The sequence below is a fragment of the Mycolicibacterium boenickei genome, from assembly GCF_010731295.1.
Classification (GTDB): Bacteria; Actinomycetota; Actinomycetes; order Mycobacteriales; family Mycobacteriaceae; genus Mycobacterium; species Mycobacterium boenickei.
The window spans coordinates 4974742-4989836 of the sequence record NZ_AP022579.1 but is presented as its reverse complement, the minus strand read 5'-3'; the positions used below and the strand labels follow the sequence as shown (position 1 = coordinate 4989836).

Below are 15095 nucleotides of genomic sequence, written 5' to 3'. Positions count from 1 at the left end.
TCAGGGGTGCGACGGTTCCCCGGTGACGCGGTGGTCGGCGTGGTTGAGCCCTTCTTGGACCAGACGGCTCAGGTGCCCGTCGCGCAGCCGGTAGTAGACCCGGCGTCCGTCTTTGCGGGTGTCGACCATGCGGGCGAAACGGAGTTTCGCCAGGTGCTGGCTGATCGAGGTGCGGGATCCTCCGGTGGCCTCGGCCAGTGCGGTGACATCGGCCTCGCCCTGGGTCAGGAGCCACAGCAGGTGAAGCCGGGTGCGGTCCGACAACATCCGAAACGTCTCGCTGGCGACGTCGAGCCGCTCCTGGTTGGGCGCGCCCTCATGGACCAGGCTGTCCTGCGGCCGCGACGATGGACTCCCGGGCTGCGGTGCCATGGAACTCCCTCCCGTGACGCGGCCACGTCGTGACTGCCGCCAGTGTCGCGAGTGTAGCCAGCGCGGCCAGTAGGAGGGCGGCAATAGCTTGGTTGAGCGTGGCGCCGACCCAGCCGGCCACCGGGTAGGTGAGCAGGAACCCGGAGTGTGACAGCGAGAACTGTGCGGTGAACACCTCGGTGCGGTTCTGGTCGGTCGAGTTGCGGCGCAGCAGGCGGGCTGACGGTGTGTTGATCATCGAGGTGCCTGCACCGGTGACCGCCCACAGCGTGCACAGCGTGATCCAGCCGAACGCTCCGGAAGGTGCGGCAAGGATGAAATCGGTTGTGGCGCCCAGTGTCCCGGCGCAGACGACTGCGCCGGTGAGCATGATCGCGCGGTCGGGGATCGAGTTGAGCAGCCGCGGCAACGTCAGCGCGACCAACATCGAACCACCGCCGAAACTGGCTAGTGCCAACGCAAGACCGCTGTCCCGACCGTCGAGCAGGGTCCGGACATAGATCACGGTGTTGACCACCACGAGCGCGGTGGCGGCTGCCACGACGACATTGAGTGCCAGCAGGGCCCGCAGTTGCGGCGAGCGCCACATCACGCAGACGCCGGCCAGGGTGCGGTCGCGAAACCGAGCCGGACGCGCGGTTTCCGGGGTGCGGGGGCTGCGGGCCAGCGAGATCGCGGTAGCCGAGGACAGGAATCCGGCGACGGTTCCGAGGAACAGGGTGGGGTAGCCGACGACGGTCAGCAGGGTGGCCGCGAGTACCGGACTGGCCAGCGATTCCAGGTCGTAGGCGAGGCGGGACAACGACAGTGCCCTGGTGTAGGTGTGCTCGTCGGTCAGTGCCGATGCGATCACCGCCTGATAGGCGGGTGTGAACGTGGCGGATGCGGCCTGCAGTAGAAATACCAAAAGGTAGATCTGCCAGACGGATTCGACGAATGGTAGGCAGAGGGCGACGCCGGCCCGCAGGATGTCCGTCGCGACGAGGACCGACCGGGGCCGCAGCAGAGAGGTGGCCGCAGCCATCACCGGAGCGACGAACACATAGGCGATCATCTTGATCGCCAGCGCGGTTCCGAGCACCGCACCGGCGTCGTCTCCGGCGATGTCGTACGCCAGCAGCCCCAGGGCGACGGTCAGTAGACCGGTGCCGAGCAGCGCCACGACCTGCGCCGCGTACAGACGCCGGAACAAGCTGATGCGCAGGGGATGGCTCGTCACCCCGCCAGTATGTCAATAAGTGCGCAGTTGCGCACTTATGTGACTTGAGTCGAAGGTCAGCAGTCCGGAGCCGGCATCCGGGCCAGGAGCTCGTCGAGAAAGCCCGTGGCCTCGCGCCCCGCGCGTTCGACATCGCCGGCGGCGATCGCCTCGACCAGTTCGTCGTGCGGGAACATGCCGCCCGGGCCTGCGCTCGTGGTCGCGACGCTGGCGGTGATCGCCTCGAGAAGCCCGCGGTAGATCTCGATCAGCACCGGGTTGTGCGACGCGCGCACCACCGCCAGGTGGAACTCCGTGTCGGAGTGGGTGAACTGCGCGTGGTCGGTGGTGTCGGTGTGTGCCAGCAGGGCGCGCAGCTCGGCCAGGTCCTCGTCGGTGCGCGCGGTGGCAGCCAGTCGGGCGCCCTCCACCTCGAGGCAGCGCCGCACCTGCAACACGTCGCGCAGCTCGGATCCGCACAGCCGGCGCAGCGCTGCCGATACCTCGCTGGTGGCGCGGACGTAGGTGCCGTCACCCTGGCGGACTTCGAAGATGCCGTTGTGTGCCAGCGCCCGGATGGCCTCACGCACCGTGTTGCGCCCGACCCCCAGCGCCTCGACCAGTTCGGGCTCGGTGGGGATCCGGCTGTCCACCGGCCATTCGCCGGAGGTGACGAGGGTGCGCAACTGCTCGATGACCTGGTCGACCAGGCCCGTGCGTCGCGTTGTGGCGAGAGGCACTCAAAAGTCCTTTCATCCAATCATAGGATGTATGGCATCATAACCGGGTGAGTCGGACCCTGCGCAATGAATCCCTGAACGGTTACGAGCACGATCTGGAGCTCGAGCTGGACGGTGCCGTAGAGGTCCGCCCTGGGGCGATGGCGGCAGGCGGAGCCCTCCTGGTCGTCGCGGTGATCCTGACCGCGCTGAACCTGCGCCCGGCGATCACCAGCATCGGACCGGTCCTCGGGGAAATGCGGGAATCGCTCGGCGCCTCGGCCGTCTGGGCCGGTGTGCTGACCACCCTGCCCGGGCTGTGCTTCGCCGCAGCGGGCCTGACCGCGCCATGGCTGGCCCGCCGGATCGGGTTGGGCCGGGCGATCTCGGTCGCCCTGGTGATCCTCAGCATCGGTCTGGTCACCCGCGTGCTGGACGGCCCCTACGTGGTGATCGGCGGGACGCTGGTGGCCACGGGCGGAATCGCGCTGGTCAACGTGCTCATCCCGGTCGTGATCAAGGGTTCTTTCCCGGCTCAGATCGGTCTGATGACCGGTGTCTACACCGCGGCCCTGCAGGGCGGCGGTGCGCTGGGATCGGCGGTCACCCCGCCGCTGGAGCCCCTGCTCGGCGGCTGGCGCGGGGCGCTGGGTTCCTGGGCCTTGGTGGCCGTCGTCGCGCTGCTGTTCTGGCTGGTGGGCGCGCGGGGCATCAGTCAGGCCCGCACCGAGGAAGCTGCCTCGGGCGCTTCCGCCCGGTCCCTGCTCCGCAGCCCGCTGGCCTGGACCATCACGTTGTTCTTCGGCTGCCAGTCGTTCCTGGCCTACATCATGATGGGCTGGCTGCCCGAGGTGTTCATCGACAGCGGGGTCAGCAAGACCGACGCAGGGCTGCTGCTCGGCTTGGTGTCGATCCTCGCGGTGCCGATCAGCCTGATCGTGCCGCCGCTGGCGGCAAAGCAGAAGAACCAGAGCGGGTGGATCGTCGGCCTCGGGGTGATCGGGATGGTCGGCATGATCGGACTGCTCGTCAATCCGGGCGCGGCGCCGCTGCTGTGGAGCTTCTTCGTCGGCATCGGGATGAGCGTGTTCTCGTTGGCGCTCACCGTGATCGCGCTGCGGGCCCGGGATGCCGAGGACACCGCGAGGCTGTCGGGCATGGCGCAGGGCTTCGGCTACCTGCTGGCCGGCGTGGGACCGTTCACGTTCGGCTTGCTCCACGACATGACCGCGGGCTGGACCGCGCCGTTCGTCATGGTCCTGGTGGTCTACCTGGTGCAGATGGTGGCCGGTGCACAAGCCGGCCGTAACCGCTACGTCTGAGCCACAAGCCTGGTTTGTGACGCCACAACATTGCGGCGCCTACCGGTGATCGGAACAGCCCACCACCATTGGTGAGGTGACCACCTACGCAGCCGCCTACACCGCCGAGAGGCCGTTCCACACCGCGCTACTGGCCGAATTGGACAGTGCGGGTTCGGCGTTCCGGCACATCACGCCGAACTGGTTCGCCTCGGTCATGGGCACCGGCATCGTCGCGACCGCGGCGGCCACCCTGCCGCTTCGGCTGCCGGGTCTGCACGGATTCGCCACCGCGGTGTGGATTCTCGCCGGCACCGTGTTGGTGGTGCTGACCGGGGCGTTCGCCACGCACTGGATCCGGTATCGGGAGCAGGCGAAAGCGTATGCCGCCCATCAGGTGGTGGGTCAGTTCTACGGTGCCCCGGCGATGGCACTGCTCACCGTCGGGGCGGGGGCGTTGCTGTTCGGCCCCCCGATCATCGGCCCGTCCGCGGCGCTGGCCCTGGACGTGGTGCTGTGGACCGCCGGTACGGCACTGGGACTGGTTGTCGCCCTGTGGCTTCCGTTCGCGATGATCACCCGTGAGGATCACACCGACGTGGAGGCGGTCCCGGCCTGGATGATGCCGGTCGTGTCGCCCATGGTCTCGGCCTCCACCGGCGCCCTGCTGCTGTCTCACCTCGGGCCGGGGCAGGCCGGGATGACCTTGCTGGTGGGCTGCTACGCCATGTTCGGTCTGAGTCTGCTGGCCGGCCTGATCACCACGACCATGGTGTATTCGCGGCTCATGCACGGCGGCTTCAGTCAGGTGCAGGCGATCCCCACGGTGTGGATCGTGCTCGGTGTCGTCGGCCAGTCGATCACCGCGGCCAATCTGCTGCCCGCCCACGCCGGTTCGGTCCTCACCGACGCCGGTACGGTCTCGGCCCTGCACGCGTTCGGCATCGTGTACGGCTTGGTGATGGGTGGCTTCGGGGCGTTCGTGTTCTGCCTCGCGGCGGCACTGACGGTGCATGCCGCGCGGCGGGGGTTGTCGTTCAGCCTGACCTGGTGGAGCTTCACCTTCCCGGTGGGTACCTGCGTGACGGGGGCCTCGGCGCTGGGTGCGGCGACCGGTGCGGTGGCGATCTCCTTGCTGGCGGTGGCGTTGTACGTGCTGTTGTTGGGCGCCTGGGCGACGGTCGCCACCAACACGGTGCGTGGGGTGCGGTCCGGCCGCCTACTGCGCGGCTGACGTCAGGCGATGCGACGCGATGTGGCTGAGCAGGTCGCGGACCGCCCCCGCCGGCGGGGTGCGCCCTCCCGACCAGATCGCGCGCAGCTCGCGACGCAGATCCAACCCAGCGACGGGCACTTCGCGCAGCCGGCCGAGGGCGAGGTCGTCGTCGACGGCCAGCCTGCTCATCACGGCAGGCCCGGCGCCGGCCAGCACCGCGGCGCGCATCGCCGCCGCGGAGGACAATTCGATCGCCGGATCGGCCTGCCGGATCGACGGTCCCAGCGCGGATCGCAGCGCAGCGCTGAGGGCTTCCCTTGTGCCCGAACCTGTTTCGCGTGACACGAGCGCGGTCTCGTTGAGCTCGGCGGGGCTGATCGGGGCCGATCGCCGCGCCCATTTGTGCTCCGGCGGTACCACCGTCACCAACTCGTCACGGGCGATCACCCGGCCGTGTAAACCGGCTGGGGCGCCTGGAGATTCGATGAAGCCGAGGTCGGCCGAACCGTCGTGCACCGCGGCGATCACCTGGTCGCTGTTGGCCGCGGTGAGAATGACCCGCGGCGCGCCGACACCCCGGCGCGCGGCATCGGCCTGCAACGACACCAACCACCGTGGCATCAGCTGCTCGGCGATGGTCAGGCTGGCCGCGACGGTGATCCGGCTGTGACTTTCGCTGCGCATCGCGGCCAGTCCGGCGTCCACCCGTCCGGCGACATCGAGCAACTGATCGGCCCACTCGGCGACCACCACCCCGGCGGCGGTCAACCGTGATCCACGGGGACTGCGCTGCACCAGTCGCACCCCGGTCTGGGCTTCGATCGACGCCAGGCGGGCCGATACTGCCTGCTGGGTGAGCCCGAGTTCGCGGCCGGCGGCTCCGAGGCTGCCGGTGCGCGCGATCGCCAGCAGCACTTCGAACGCTGCGAGCTCGGGCATCCTTGCGCTGAGCGGCATGTCCAGGATCGTAGGTTGTGGTCACAAACCGCGCTTGTGAACTGCCCGGTTGTGGTCCGGCGTCGGCGGTCGTGTAGCCTGGCCGACGTGACTATCGGTGTGTGTGCCAGCTATTGGCGCTTTATCAAGGCTCCGGGCGGAGCCGATAAAGCGCAGCACTAAGCACGCATCCACCCGGAGCCCAGGCAGTGACCATCGGTCGCTGCCTTTCGTCGTTACAGGGCGCCGGTTCTCTCGTAGGTGCCCACCACCAGGAAGGCACCTGAAAATGAATTTGGCGCAGATCGCCAACGCACCCGCCACTTCGGACCGCCGGGTCCGCAGTTTCAGCGCGATCCCCAGCCCGCACGACGTACTGACCGAGTTCCCGTTGGGGGAGCGCCGCGCTGAGCGGGTGTCCCGTGACCGCGACGAGATCGCCGACATCCTGGCCGGTCGGGACGACCGGCTCCTGGTGGTCGTCGGTCCCTGCTCGGTGCATGACCCGGCGGCGGCGCTGGAATACGCCAGCCGGTTGGTCAAGGTGGCCGACGAGCTCAAAGACCAGCTCAAGATCGTGATGCGGGTGTACTTCGAGAAGCCGCGCACCACCATCGGCTGGAAGGGCCTGATCAACGATCCGGGCATGGACGGCACCTACGACGTCGCGCGTGGCCTGCGGGTGGCCCGTCAACTGCTGCTCGACATCATCGACATCGGCCTGCCGGTCGGGTGTGAGTTCCTGGAGCCGACCAGCCCGCAGTACATCGCCGACGCCGTCGCCTGGGGCGCGATCGGCGCCCGGACCACCGAGTCGCAGGTGCACCGTCAGCTGGCGTCGGGCCTGTCGATGCCGGTCGGATTCAAGAACGGCACCGACGGCAACATCCAGGTCGCGGTCGACGGCGTGAAAGCCGCTGCGGCCGAGCATGTCTTCTTCGGTATGGACGACATGGGCCGGGGCGCGGTGGTGAGCACAGCAGGCAACGAGGACTGCCACGTGATCCTGCGCGGCGGGACCGACGGACCCAACTACGGGGCCGACGCGGTGGCCGATGCCGCCGCCAAGCTGACCGCTGCCGGGCTGCCCGGTCGTGTCGTGATCGATTGCAGCCACGCCAATTCCGGCAAGGACCACATCCGCCAGGCGTCGGTGGCCGCCGAGGTGGCCCAGTTGGTGCGCGACGGGTTGCCGATCAGCGGCGTGATGCTGGAGAGCTTCCTGATCGCCGGTGCCCAGTCGCCCGAGGCCCGTCCGCTGACCTACGGCCAGTCCGTCACCGACAAGTGCATGGATTGGGACGCAACGGATCTGGTGCTGCGGGAGTTGGCCGTCGGCAACTCCTAAGTGCCGCTCGGCTTGCGGTACTGCCCACCGGGATCGCGGTCGAACTTGGGCGGGTTGGCGGGGTCGAGTTCGATCAGCACGTCGTTGCCTGCGTCGTGCGGTGCACTGAAGACGACGACGCGTGACCCCGCCAGCGGAACCCGGGCGTGATCGGCGACCATGTTCGCCGTCACCACCCGGCGTCCGGTCGGAGCATCGAACGCGACCGTGACGGTGAATTGCGGGTCGTCCGCGGTCCAGCGGTTCAGGAATTTCACGTTGCGCAGCTCGCCCGTGGAACGAACGCCGTGACCCCGCAACGCCGCCAGCCAGTGTTGACGCCGCCGGAGGTAACGCACGCCCCGCCATGCGGTGAGTGTGGCGATCGCCGCGCCGGCTGAGCACGCCGCGCTGGCGAGCGCGATGACTCCGCCGCTGAAATCTCTGAACCACACGGCGGCGCCGAGCAACCCGACGGCGATACCGGACAAGGTAGGGATCAGTGCGATCCAGTTGCCGGTCCGGCGTTGCCCGAACGTGTCGCGGGCCTCGTCGGCGACGATGGTCGAGAGGATGGCGGGCAGGAACGAGCCCAGGATCGTTGCGAAACCAAGCCATGGCGACGGGTCGTGGGTCTGCATGCGGTGACACCAGAACGCCGCCCCGACGGCGACGAGCGCCCACAGCACGAAGGTGAGCCCGGCGAAGAACCGAAGAGTCTCCGAGGGGTGGGTGATCGGTACGGTGATTTCGCCGTGCGTCTCCACGGTCGAGAAGTGGGGGAGCGTGCTTTCCCAGCTGCCGGGCTGCGGCGCGGTGTCGGAAGTCATGCGGTGCCCCCTTCGCTCGGAGTCACCAGTATCGCCGTGTGATGCCGGACCCCGGGCCTCACAGGCGGCAGACGGCGCCGGTTCTCACCAATTGTTCACCACCTCAACACAGATCGGTCAGGCGTCGGCTTCGTCTTCCGGGGCGGGCCGCTCGTCTGCCTCACTCTGCCAGCTTCCCGGCATCATCGGGGTGGTGGTGCCGTTGCCGAACGTGTCATCGGCCAGCGTGGTCAGCCCGGCCGGACCGGCGACAGCGGATTTCACTGCGGTGCCGGTGAATCCGAGATTGCCGGCGCCGCTGCCGGAGGCGCTGGTGGAGCGTTGTTCGGGCGGCGGCGCGGCGGCGTCGCCGTCGGCGGTCATGAACTCGTAGCGGTAGCCGCGGTCCTTGGCCGTGCCGGCACGACGCTTGCGGGCCTGCGCCCGTCGCTTGTTGATCGCCGCCGCGGTCGCGGCCGCAGCGGCCGATGCGCCGACGGACTCCGAGGACTTGGCGGTGGCGCTGTACTTCGATGTCGAGCCGAAACCGAATCCTGCACCCCCGCCCGGCACCGCATAGAGGGCGTTCTCGGCGCCGGCAGGCAGCGGAGTGGGAGTTGACGGTGCGGGGGCGGTGGGCGCGGAGGTGGGTGCCGTCGTAGGTGCGGCACCCGCAGTAACCGAGGCCGGAGCCGGGGAGCCGGGCAACGCGGCCACCGCGGGCTGCTCGGCACGCGGGGCGATGTCCTCGGCCGGCTGGTCGAGCGGGACGTCGTACGCCTGTGCCAGTCCGATGAGCCCGAGCATGCCGAGCATCGCGGGGGAGGCCGCCGCGACCGCCGCGGCGTACAACGGCGTACCCAGTACCGCGAACGTTGCCGTGTAGGCACCCAGGAAGAACACGTTGATGTAGGTGGTGAACAGCAATGACGGGTCGGCGATGATCTCGGCCAGGACCTGGGGAATCCGCCACGGCTCGAGAATGAATTCCCTGAGCTGGTCGTACATCCCGTAGAAGTGCTCAGACTGCCCGGCCAACCAATTGCCGATCGGATCGTTGGCCTTCACCCACTCGACGAACTCCTCGTACGAACTGATCAAGTCGCTCAAGCTCAGGGAAGAACCGGACTCGGAAGCCCTGGCCACGGTCGCGGACTGCGTCATGGTGGCCGATGCGGAACCGGCTTCGCCGACTCCCGGCGTCACCAGCAGCGGGGCCGGTGTGGAGGTCGGTGTGGTGGCGACCGCGACCGCGGTGGCGCCCTGGTAGACGGTCATCGTCGTCGCTGCCTGGATCCACATGCGTACGTAGTCGGCTTCATTGACGGCGATCGGGACCGTGTTGATCCCGAAGAAGTTGGTGGCCACCAGGACACCGAGGGTCGTGCGGTTGGCGGCCAACTCGGCCAGGGTCGGCATCGCGGCCAGGGCGGCGGTGTAGGAGGCGGCGGCGGTCTCGATCTGCGCGGCCACCCCGGCGGTGCTCGCACTCGTCTCACTCAGCCAGGCCAGGTAGGGCACGTGTGCCGCCGTGTAACGCTCGGCGCTCGGGCCCTCCCAGGCGCCGGCCTGCACGGTGCCCATCAGTGCGGTCAATTCGCTTGCCGCCGAGGAGTATTCGGTGCTCAAGGAGCTCCAGGCTCCGGCCGCGGCCAGTAGCGGTCCGGCGCCGGGGCCGCTGCTCAGAAGCGCGGAGTGCACTTCGGGCGGTACGGCCATCCAGACCGGGGCGGTCATCGGGGACCGTCCGGCAGGGTGATCGACGACGCGTTGTCGCGGTTTGCTGCCTTGGAATGGGGAGTGCAGATGGTCATCGGGTTGTCCGGGGTGCACTGCACGCAGGCGGCCCGGAGCCTCCTTTCGATCGCTTTGCCCCCCAGCAGCTAAGTATGGTTAGCGTAAGCTAACTTCAGCTGATTTGGGGTATGAAGTTCCTATGTGTTGGCGGAATCGTCAATTCGAGTTCGGGGTGAGGTCAGCGCTGGTAGGCGGGCAGCTTCTCGGCGAGTTCGTCGAAGACGCGCTGGTTGAGGCTGAAGGCCAGTTTCACCTCGTCGACCACGCGGTCGATCTCATCCGGGTCGAGGTCGAGTCCGTCGAGGCGGGCGCGGTAGGCGTCCTTGTACGGTTTGGGCCGCATCGGGAAGTCGTAGAAGTCCAGACCTTTGCCATCGAGCTCGAACGAGCGCCCCAGGATGCGCCCGATGGCCTGGCCGCCGGAGAGGTCGCCGAGGTAGCGGGTGTAGTGGTGCGCCACCAGGGCACCGCCCCACGGAGAATCGGCGAACCGGTCGCAGTAGGCGCGCACGGCGGGTGAATCGACATCGCGGTCCGCGCCGGGTGCCCAATGGGCCAGATCCGCGTCGATGGCATCCAACCGCTCGAGGGCCGGGTCGTACACGGCGCCGACGAGGGGATCGTTGCGGTGCTCGCGGACGGCGCTTTCCAGCGCGGCATAGATCGCCCGCAGCCGCAGCAGGTAGTCGATGTAGCCCTGCTCGTTGACCCGGCCGCTCAGCAGCTCGGTGACAAACGGCGAATGCTCGGCGGCGTCGTGCTGGTCGGTCGAGTCCTGACGCATCGCCGCGGACAGTGAACGGACGGACTCGGTTGCGACGGCGCTCGGCGGCATACTCGGCTCCACTTGGTAGGGCTCAACTTTGACATCTTGTCAGCATGATGCTGACAACCTGTCGAGAACCTAACACGGCGTCTACCGGTTCGGGGGCCTACGGGTTCGAGGGCGGGTCGTGATTAAGCGGCGCCCAGGGCGCGCAGGACGAACCGTTCGATTGCCTCGACAGGAAGGTGCCGCGGCGCCAGACAGGCATGAATCAACGACATCGTGGCCGGCTCGTCGTCGACGACGAACTGCCCGGTGGCCACACCCTGGGCCAGGATCTCGCGCAGCACGTCTTCCACCGCCACGACGTGGTCGCGGATGGCCAGCATCGTTTCGGGCGACAACGTGCCGTAGAGCTGCATGCCCATGCCCATGTGGAATTCCTGCCCGGCCTCCAGCTGATGCCGGATGTAGACGCCCAGACGTGCGACCGGAGCGTCGACCTCCGACAGTGCGGCGCGCAGTCCGTCGAGGTAGCGCGTCGTCTCGTGGGAGGCGAAGGCGATCACCACGGATTCTTTGTCTGGGAAGTGGTGATAGATCGCGGTGCGGCCGATGCCGGCCTCGGCCGCGAGCTTGGCCATCGTGATGGCATCGAAGCTGTGCTCGGCCATGAGTGTGGCGAAGGCCTCGAAGATGCGCTGTTGGACCAGCTCGCGGTGTTCTTCGACCGATGAGGCGCTGATCCTGGGCACGCTCGACTCTAACGCCCGCCACGGAATCCGAAGCTGTTAGTCCAGCCTTAGCAATCGGCCGGCGATCACGCGGTCCACTACAGTCTCGATACCCAACTGAATGAAGGGCGGTACCTCGTGTTGCGTGCCTTGCGGGGCTCGTCCATCCCTTCGCGCGTCGGCGTCGCGGCGCGCACCCTGCATCCGGTCGGACTGGCCGTCGCCCTGCTGTTCTTCGCCTGGTCGATGAGCCCGTCGCTGTTGCCCCGCGCCTGGTATCTGCAAGGCGTCGCGACGGGTATCAGCGTCGGCATCGGGTACGGGTTGGGGCGTGCCATCGCGTGGTTGGTGCGCCGCTGCGGGATCCGCCCGCAGTGGTCGTCCGGCACCCGCCGGATCGGGTGGTGGGCGCTGGCCGGTACCGCTGTTGTGGTCGTCCCGACGTTCCTGGTGCTCGGGTCATGGTGGCAGCAGATCCTGCGCGACCTGATCGGGATGCCGCGCACCGAGCGGTCCTTCTACCTCCTGGTGTTGCTGATCGCGGTGGTCATCGCGATTGGCCTCGTCGTCATCGGACGTGGATTGCGCTGGGCCACCAACCGTTTGACTGACGTCGGCGGGCGGGTCGTGCCCGCGCCGGCCGCCCGGCTGACCGCGGTGGTGATCGTGGTGGCCCTGGTGGTGATGGGGCTTGACGGCGCCCTGCATCGTGGACTGCTAAGCATGGCCGAACGGTCGGCCGAGGCTGCCGACAAGAGCACCGCGGAGGGCGTGACACAACCGAATGCGCCGGAGCGCTCCGGTTCGCCGGCCTCGGCACAGGCGTGGGACACCCTCGGGCGGGAAGGGCGCAGCTTTGTGGCCGGCGGCCCGAGCGCGCAACAGATCTCGACGGTGACCACGCAGCCGGCGCTCACCCCGATCCGGGTGTACGCCGGCCGCACCTCGGCGGACAGCGTCAGCGGCATCGCCGAGCAGGTCGTCGCCGAACTGCATCGCACCCACGCGTTCGAGCGCAAGGTGCTCGCGGTGGTGACCACGACGGGCCGGGGCTGGGTGAACCCGAATGTCGCGGCGGCGCTCGAATACGTCAACGGCGGGGACACAGCGATCGCGTCCATGCAGTATTCGTTCCTGCCCAGCGCGCTGTCCTTCATCGCCGATCGGGAAACACCGCCGTTGGCGGGGCAGGCCTTGTTCGAAGCGGTGCATCGGGTTTGGGCCACCCTGCCGGAAGCCAAGCGGCCGAAACTCGTGGTGTTCGGGGAGAGCCTGGGTTCCTTCGGCGGACAGTCGGCGTTCGCCTCGGGCGCGGACATCGTCGCCCGCACCGACGGCGCGTTGCTGGTCGGCACACCCAATTTCGCTCAGCCGTGGGGGAGGATCACCGCCAACCGTGACGCCGGCTCGTTCGAGCGCCTGCCGGTGGTCGACCGGGGACGCCACATCCGCTTCGCTTCCCGGACTTCCGATGTGAATCTGCCCGGTCCGTGGGAGTTTCCGCGCGTGGTGTTCTGGCAGCATGCCAGTGACCCGATCACCTGGTGGTCGTTCGACCTGCTGCTGCATCGCCCGGACTGGCTGCGGGAACCGCTGGGACCCGATGTGGACCCGGGCATGCGATGGCTGCCGTTCGTGACGTTCTGGCAGGTGACGCTGGACATGATCTTCTCCGCGGATGTGCCCTACGGATACGGGCATGCCTTCGGCCCGGATGCCGCCGACCTGTGGGTCGACATCCTGGCGCCGCGTCCTTGGGATCCCGCGCTGACCGACCGGATTCAGGACGCGATCGCGCGGAGCGATCAGTCCGGCTGACCCGGCCGCCGGACGACCGAACGGTACGCGGCTCGATCACACTGTTGAGCGGATGACGGGATTCGAACCCGCGACCCTCACCTTGGCAAGGTGATGCGCTACCAACTGCGCTACATCCGCGCGCCACGAGCGAGATCGTCGCCCGTCGCGAAGCCGAACAGTAGCCCACCGGTGCGCGCAGACACAAATCCCTCGGTTTGACTTGCATTGTGGGGCAACAAGAACAAATCCGCGCAACGGGCGGGCGCCGGTGATCCGGATGCCGGACGCAGGCGGCGGAGGCCAGTTCGTAGGATTCGTGGATGCCGCTCAACGTCGGTGAGGCGTTCTCCGTGTTCCGGATCGTTCGATCGCTGGGGTCAGGCGGGACAGGGGAGGTCTACCTCGCTCAGCATCCTCGGCATGGCGGACGTGTTGCGCTGACGGTGCTGCCCGAGGATTGGTCCGCCGAGCCCGGGTACCGGGACCGGTTTCACCGCGAGGCGGATACGGCCGTCACGTTGTGGCATCCCAGCCTTGCCAGGGTCTGGGGTCACGGGGAACACGACGGTCGGCTGTGGGTCTCGAGGGCGTTCGTCGACGGCGCCGATCTCGCCGGTCTTCTCCAGCGGCAGTACCCCAACGGTATGCCGCGCGAACAGGTTCTCCGCATCGTCATCGCGGTTGCCGGGGCACTCGACTACGCGCACAAACATGGTCTGCTGCATCGCGACGTCAGGCCGGGCAACATTATCCTCAGCGACGTCGACGGTGAGGCGGAGCCGCCCGCTGTGCTCGTCGGTCTTGGAATTGCTCGCAACGTAGGCGCTGCGGACAACCCCGGCTATGCGGCACCGGAACAACTGGTGGGAGAGGACGTCGACGGCCGGGCAGACCAGTACGCCCTGGCCTGCACCGCGTACCACCTGCTGACCGGGGCACAGCTGTTCGCCCACCCGAACCCCGCCGTCGTGGTCAGCCGCCACGTCAACTCCAAGCCGCCGGCCTTGGCCGACATCCGACCCGAGTTGGCCGATCTCGACCCGGTGTTTGCCAAAGCACTCGCCAAGAACCCGGCCGACCGATTCGCCAGCTGCGGCGCTTTCGCCCACGCGCTGGCCGATGAAACCCCGATGCCCGCACTGATTTTGACGCCGGCACCGGCCGCACCGGTATTCGGTCAACAGGCGAGCGGGTTCCGGTTACCCGACTTGCCGAGCTGGGCACCCGTCGCGTCGATCGTGGCCGCCGCAGTCGTCGTCGGCATCGGCGTGTGGCAGCTGTGGCCCGCCGCTGACGCCGCGGCGAGTGCGCAGCCGGACTCATCGCCGGCCACCTCGGTTGCGAGCGTGACGAACGCGGCGGCCACCCCGCCGCCCGCCGCTCCGGTTTTCGACGGGCTCTACCGCCTCGACTACGACAACCCCCGCGCCACCCTCAACGGCAACCCGTGGCCGGCGGCGGGCAACCAGATCGCCAGCTACTGGTGGGCATTCCGGTCGGCCTGCACACCCTCGGGGTGCGTTGCCACGTCGACGCGGATGGACGGTACCAACCATGCCGTCGCGTATACCGAAGGCGGCGGTATGACAGCGGTATTCCGCCTCGTCGACAATTCGTGGCTGGGTGAGCCGGGGCGCGGCACACTGCCCTGCGAGGCGCCGAACGCCGGGCAGCAGGCGATGGATACGGCCTTGGCGTTGACGCCGCAGCCTGACGGCGTGCTGGCCGGCGCTCAAACGACGACCATTCAATCCAACGAGTGCGGGCTGCAAGGCGCGGTGATCACCGTGCCGGTTCTCGCCACCCGGCTCGACGAAGTTCCACCGGGCAGCCCGATTGCCGACCCGGTCGCGGTGGCGGCCCCGCTGCCGCCCGCTCCTCAGCTGCCTCCGCCGCTGCCGCCGGCCCCTGCGCCGGTGCCGCTGCCCCAGCCTCCGTTGGCGCCGCCCCCGCCGCCGTCGATCGGCCCGATCATGCCGCCGCCACCTCTTCCGCCGGCCCCGCCGCCGGCATAGGTACCGAACCTTCCTGGCCCACCGGCAGTTCCGGCTTGCCGGGTTTGGAGAAGCGCCTCTCGTGACGCCGACGGTGTGTGAGCAAGTCATGGGTGCAGCGGCGAC

General features: G+C 68.4%; 13 protein-coding genes and 1 tRNA gene. 5 read left to right on the top strand and 9 right to left on the bottom strand.

What is annotated here, in order from left to right; genetic code table 11:
* From G6N57_RS23780 to G6N57_RS23770, 3 genes are read right to left on the bottom strand one after another with little or no spacing between them, the layout of a single operon-like run.
* Window positions 1–372, bottom strand: coding sequence for an ArsR/SmtB family transcription factor (locus tag G6N57_RS23780; RefSeq protein WP_075924369.1), 372 nt, complete (start codon window positions 370–372; stop codon window positions 1–3).
* Window positions 317–1591 carry an MFS transporter gene (locus G6N57_RS23775; RefSeq protein WP_077739131.1) on the bottom strand — a complete coding sequence of 425 codons (1275 nt, stop codon included), beginning with the start codon at window positions 1589–1591 and terminating at the stop codon, window positions 317–319. The genes G6N57_RS23780 and G6N57_RS23775 overlap by 56 nt, the downstream gene beginning before the upstream one ends.
* Window positions 1592–1647: 56 nt before the next feature.
* Window positions 1648–2310: a FadR/GntR family transcriptional regulator gene (locus G6N57_RS23770; RefSeq protein ID WP_036444833.1), complete on the bottom strand. Its 663-nt coding sequence runs from the start codon at window positions 2308–2310 to the stop codon at window positions 1648–1650.
* A gap of 140 nt (window positions 2311–2450) precedes the next feature.
* Between G6N57_RS23770 and G6N57_RS23765 the strand changes: the two genes are divergently transcribed.
* Complete coding sequence (locus G6N57_RS23765; protein ID WP_077741695.1) at window positions 2451–3611, top strand: CynX/NimT family MFS transporter; 1161 nt, start codon at window positions 2451–2453, stop codon at window positions 3609–3611.
* Between the two features lie 76 nt (window positions 3612–3687).
* On the top strand, window positions 3688–4824 hold the full coding sequence (locus tag G6N57_RS23760) for a TDT family transporter (protein WP_322790643.1): 1137 nt from the start codon (window positions 3688–3690) through the stop codon (window positions 4822–4824).
* On the opposite strand, the gene G6N57_RS23755 is transcribed toward G6N57_RS23760, so the two are convergent.
* A complete protein-coding gene (locus tag G6N57_RS23755) occupies window positions 4810–5763 on the bottom strand; it encodes a LysR family transcriptional regulator (RefSeq protein WP_077739133.1) in 954 nt (317 codons plus the stop codon). The genes G6N57_RS23760 and G6N57_RS23755 overlap by 15 nt on opposite strands.
* 268 nt (window positions 5764–6031) lie before the next feature.
* Here G6N57_RS23755 and G6N57_RS23750 point away from each other — a divergent pair, with 268 nt between their 5' ends.
* Complete coding sequence (locus tag G6N57_RS23750) at window positions 6032–7090, top strand: 3-deoxy-7-phosphoheptulonate synthase (protein WP_077739134.1); 1059 nt, start codon at window positions 6032–6034, stop codon at window positions 7088–7090.
* Here the strand turns inward: G6N57_RS23750 and G6N57_RS23745 are convergent.
* The 4 genes from G6N57_RS23745 to G6N57_RS23730 all read right to left on the bottom strand — a co-directional run bounded on the left by G6N57_RS23745 (window position 7087) and on the right by G6N57_RS23730 (window position 11196).
* Window positions 7087–7899 (bottom strand): hypothetical protein, encoded by an 813-nt coding sequence (locus G6N57_RS23745; protein ID WP_077739135.1) that lies wholly within the window; start codon window positions 7897–7899, stop codon window positions 7087–7089. The genes G6N57_RS23750 and G6N57_RS23745 overlap by 4 nt on opposite strands.
* Before the next feature lie 117 nt (window positions 7900–8016).
* Window positions 8017–9615 (bottom strand): PPE family protein, encoded by a 1599-nt coding sequence (locus tag G6N57_RS23740; RefSeq protein ID WP_097926272.1) that lies wholly within the window; start codon window positions 9613–9615, stop codon window positions 8017–8019.
* A 238-nt stretch (window positions 9616–9853) separates the two neighbouring features.
* Window positions 9854–10510: a biliverdin-producing heme oxygenase gene (locus tag G6N57_RS23735; protein ID WP_077739136.1), complete on the bottom strand. Its 657-nt coding sequence runs from the start codon at window positions 10508–10510 to the stop codon at window positions 9854–9856.
* A 122-nt stretch (window positions 10511–10632) separates the two neighbouring features.
* Window positions 10633–11196, bottom strand: coding sequence for a TetR/AcrR family transcriptional regulator (locus tag G6N57_RS23730; protein ID WP_077739137.1), 564 nt, complete (start codon window positions 11194–11196; stop codon window positions 10633–10635).
* Between the two features lie 117 nt (window positions 11197–11313).
* Between G6N57_RS23730 and G6N57_RS23725 the strand changes: the two genes are divergently transcribed.
* Entirely contained in the window at window positions 11314–12993 is a 1680-nt protein-coding gene (locus G6N57_RS23725) for an alpha/beta hydrolase (RefSeq protein WP_407665950.1), read from the top strand.
* 47 nt (window positions 12994–13040) lie between these two features.
* Here G6N57_RS23725 and G6N57_RS23720 read toward each other — a convergent pair.
* Window positions 13041–13113: transfer RNA gene (locus tag G6N57_RS23720), tRNA-Gly, on the bottom strand.
* 182 nt (window positions 13114–13295) lie between these two features.
* On the opposite strand from G6N57_RS23720, the gene G6N57_RS31720 reads away from it, so the two are divergent.
* Window positions 13296–14990 carry a serine/threonine-protein kinase gene (locus G6N57_RS31720; RefSeq protein WP_097926271.1) on the top strand — a complete coding sequence of 565 codons (1695 nt, stop codon included), beginning with the start codon at window positions 13296–13298 and terminating at the stop codon, window positions 14988–14990.
* Window positions 14991–15095 lie beyond the last annotated feature (105 nt).

Excerpts from the sequence above, each read along its gene's own strand:
- G6N57_RS23780 (WP_075924369.1), bottom strand. The coding sequence starts at position 372 with ATGGCACCGCAGCCCGGGAGTCCATCGTCGCGGCCGCAGGACAGCCTG.
- G6N57_RS23765 (WP_077741695.1), top strand. The coding sequence starts at position 2,451 with ATGGCGGCAGGCGGAGCCCTCCTGGTCGTCGCGGTGATCCTGACCGCG.
- G6N57_RS23755 (WP_077739133.1), bottom strand. The coding sequence starts at position 5,763 with ATGCCGCTCAGCGCAAGGATGCCCGAGCTCGCAGCGTTCGAAGTGCTG.
- G6N57_RS23750 (WP_077739134.1), top strand. The coding sequence starts at position 6,032 with ATGAATTTGGCGCAGATCGCCAACGCACCCGCCACTTCGGACCGCCGG.
- G6N57_RS23745 (WP_077739135.1), bottom strand. The coding sequence starts at position 7,899 with ATGACTTCCGACACCGCGCCGCAGCCCGGCAGCTGGGAAAGCACGCTC.
- G6N57_RS23740 (WP_097926272.1), bottom strand. The coding sequence starts at position 9,615 with ATGACCGCCCCGGTCTGGATGGCCGTACCGCCCGAAGTGCACTCCGCG.
- G6N57_RS23735 (WP_077739136.1), bottom strand. The coding sequence starts at position 10,510 with ATGCCGCCGAGCGCCGTCGCAACCGAGTCCGTCCGTTCACTGTCCGCG.
- G6N57_RS31720 (WP_097926271.1), top strand. The coding sequence starts at position 13,296 with ATGCCGCTCAACGTCGGTGAGGCGTTCTCCGTGTTCCGGATCGTTCGA.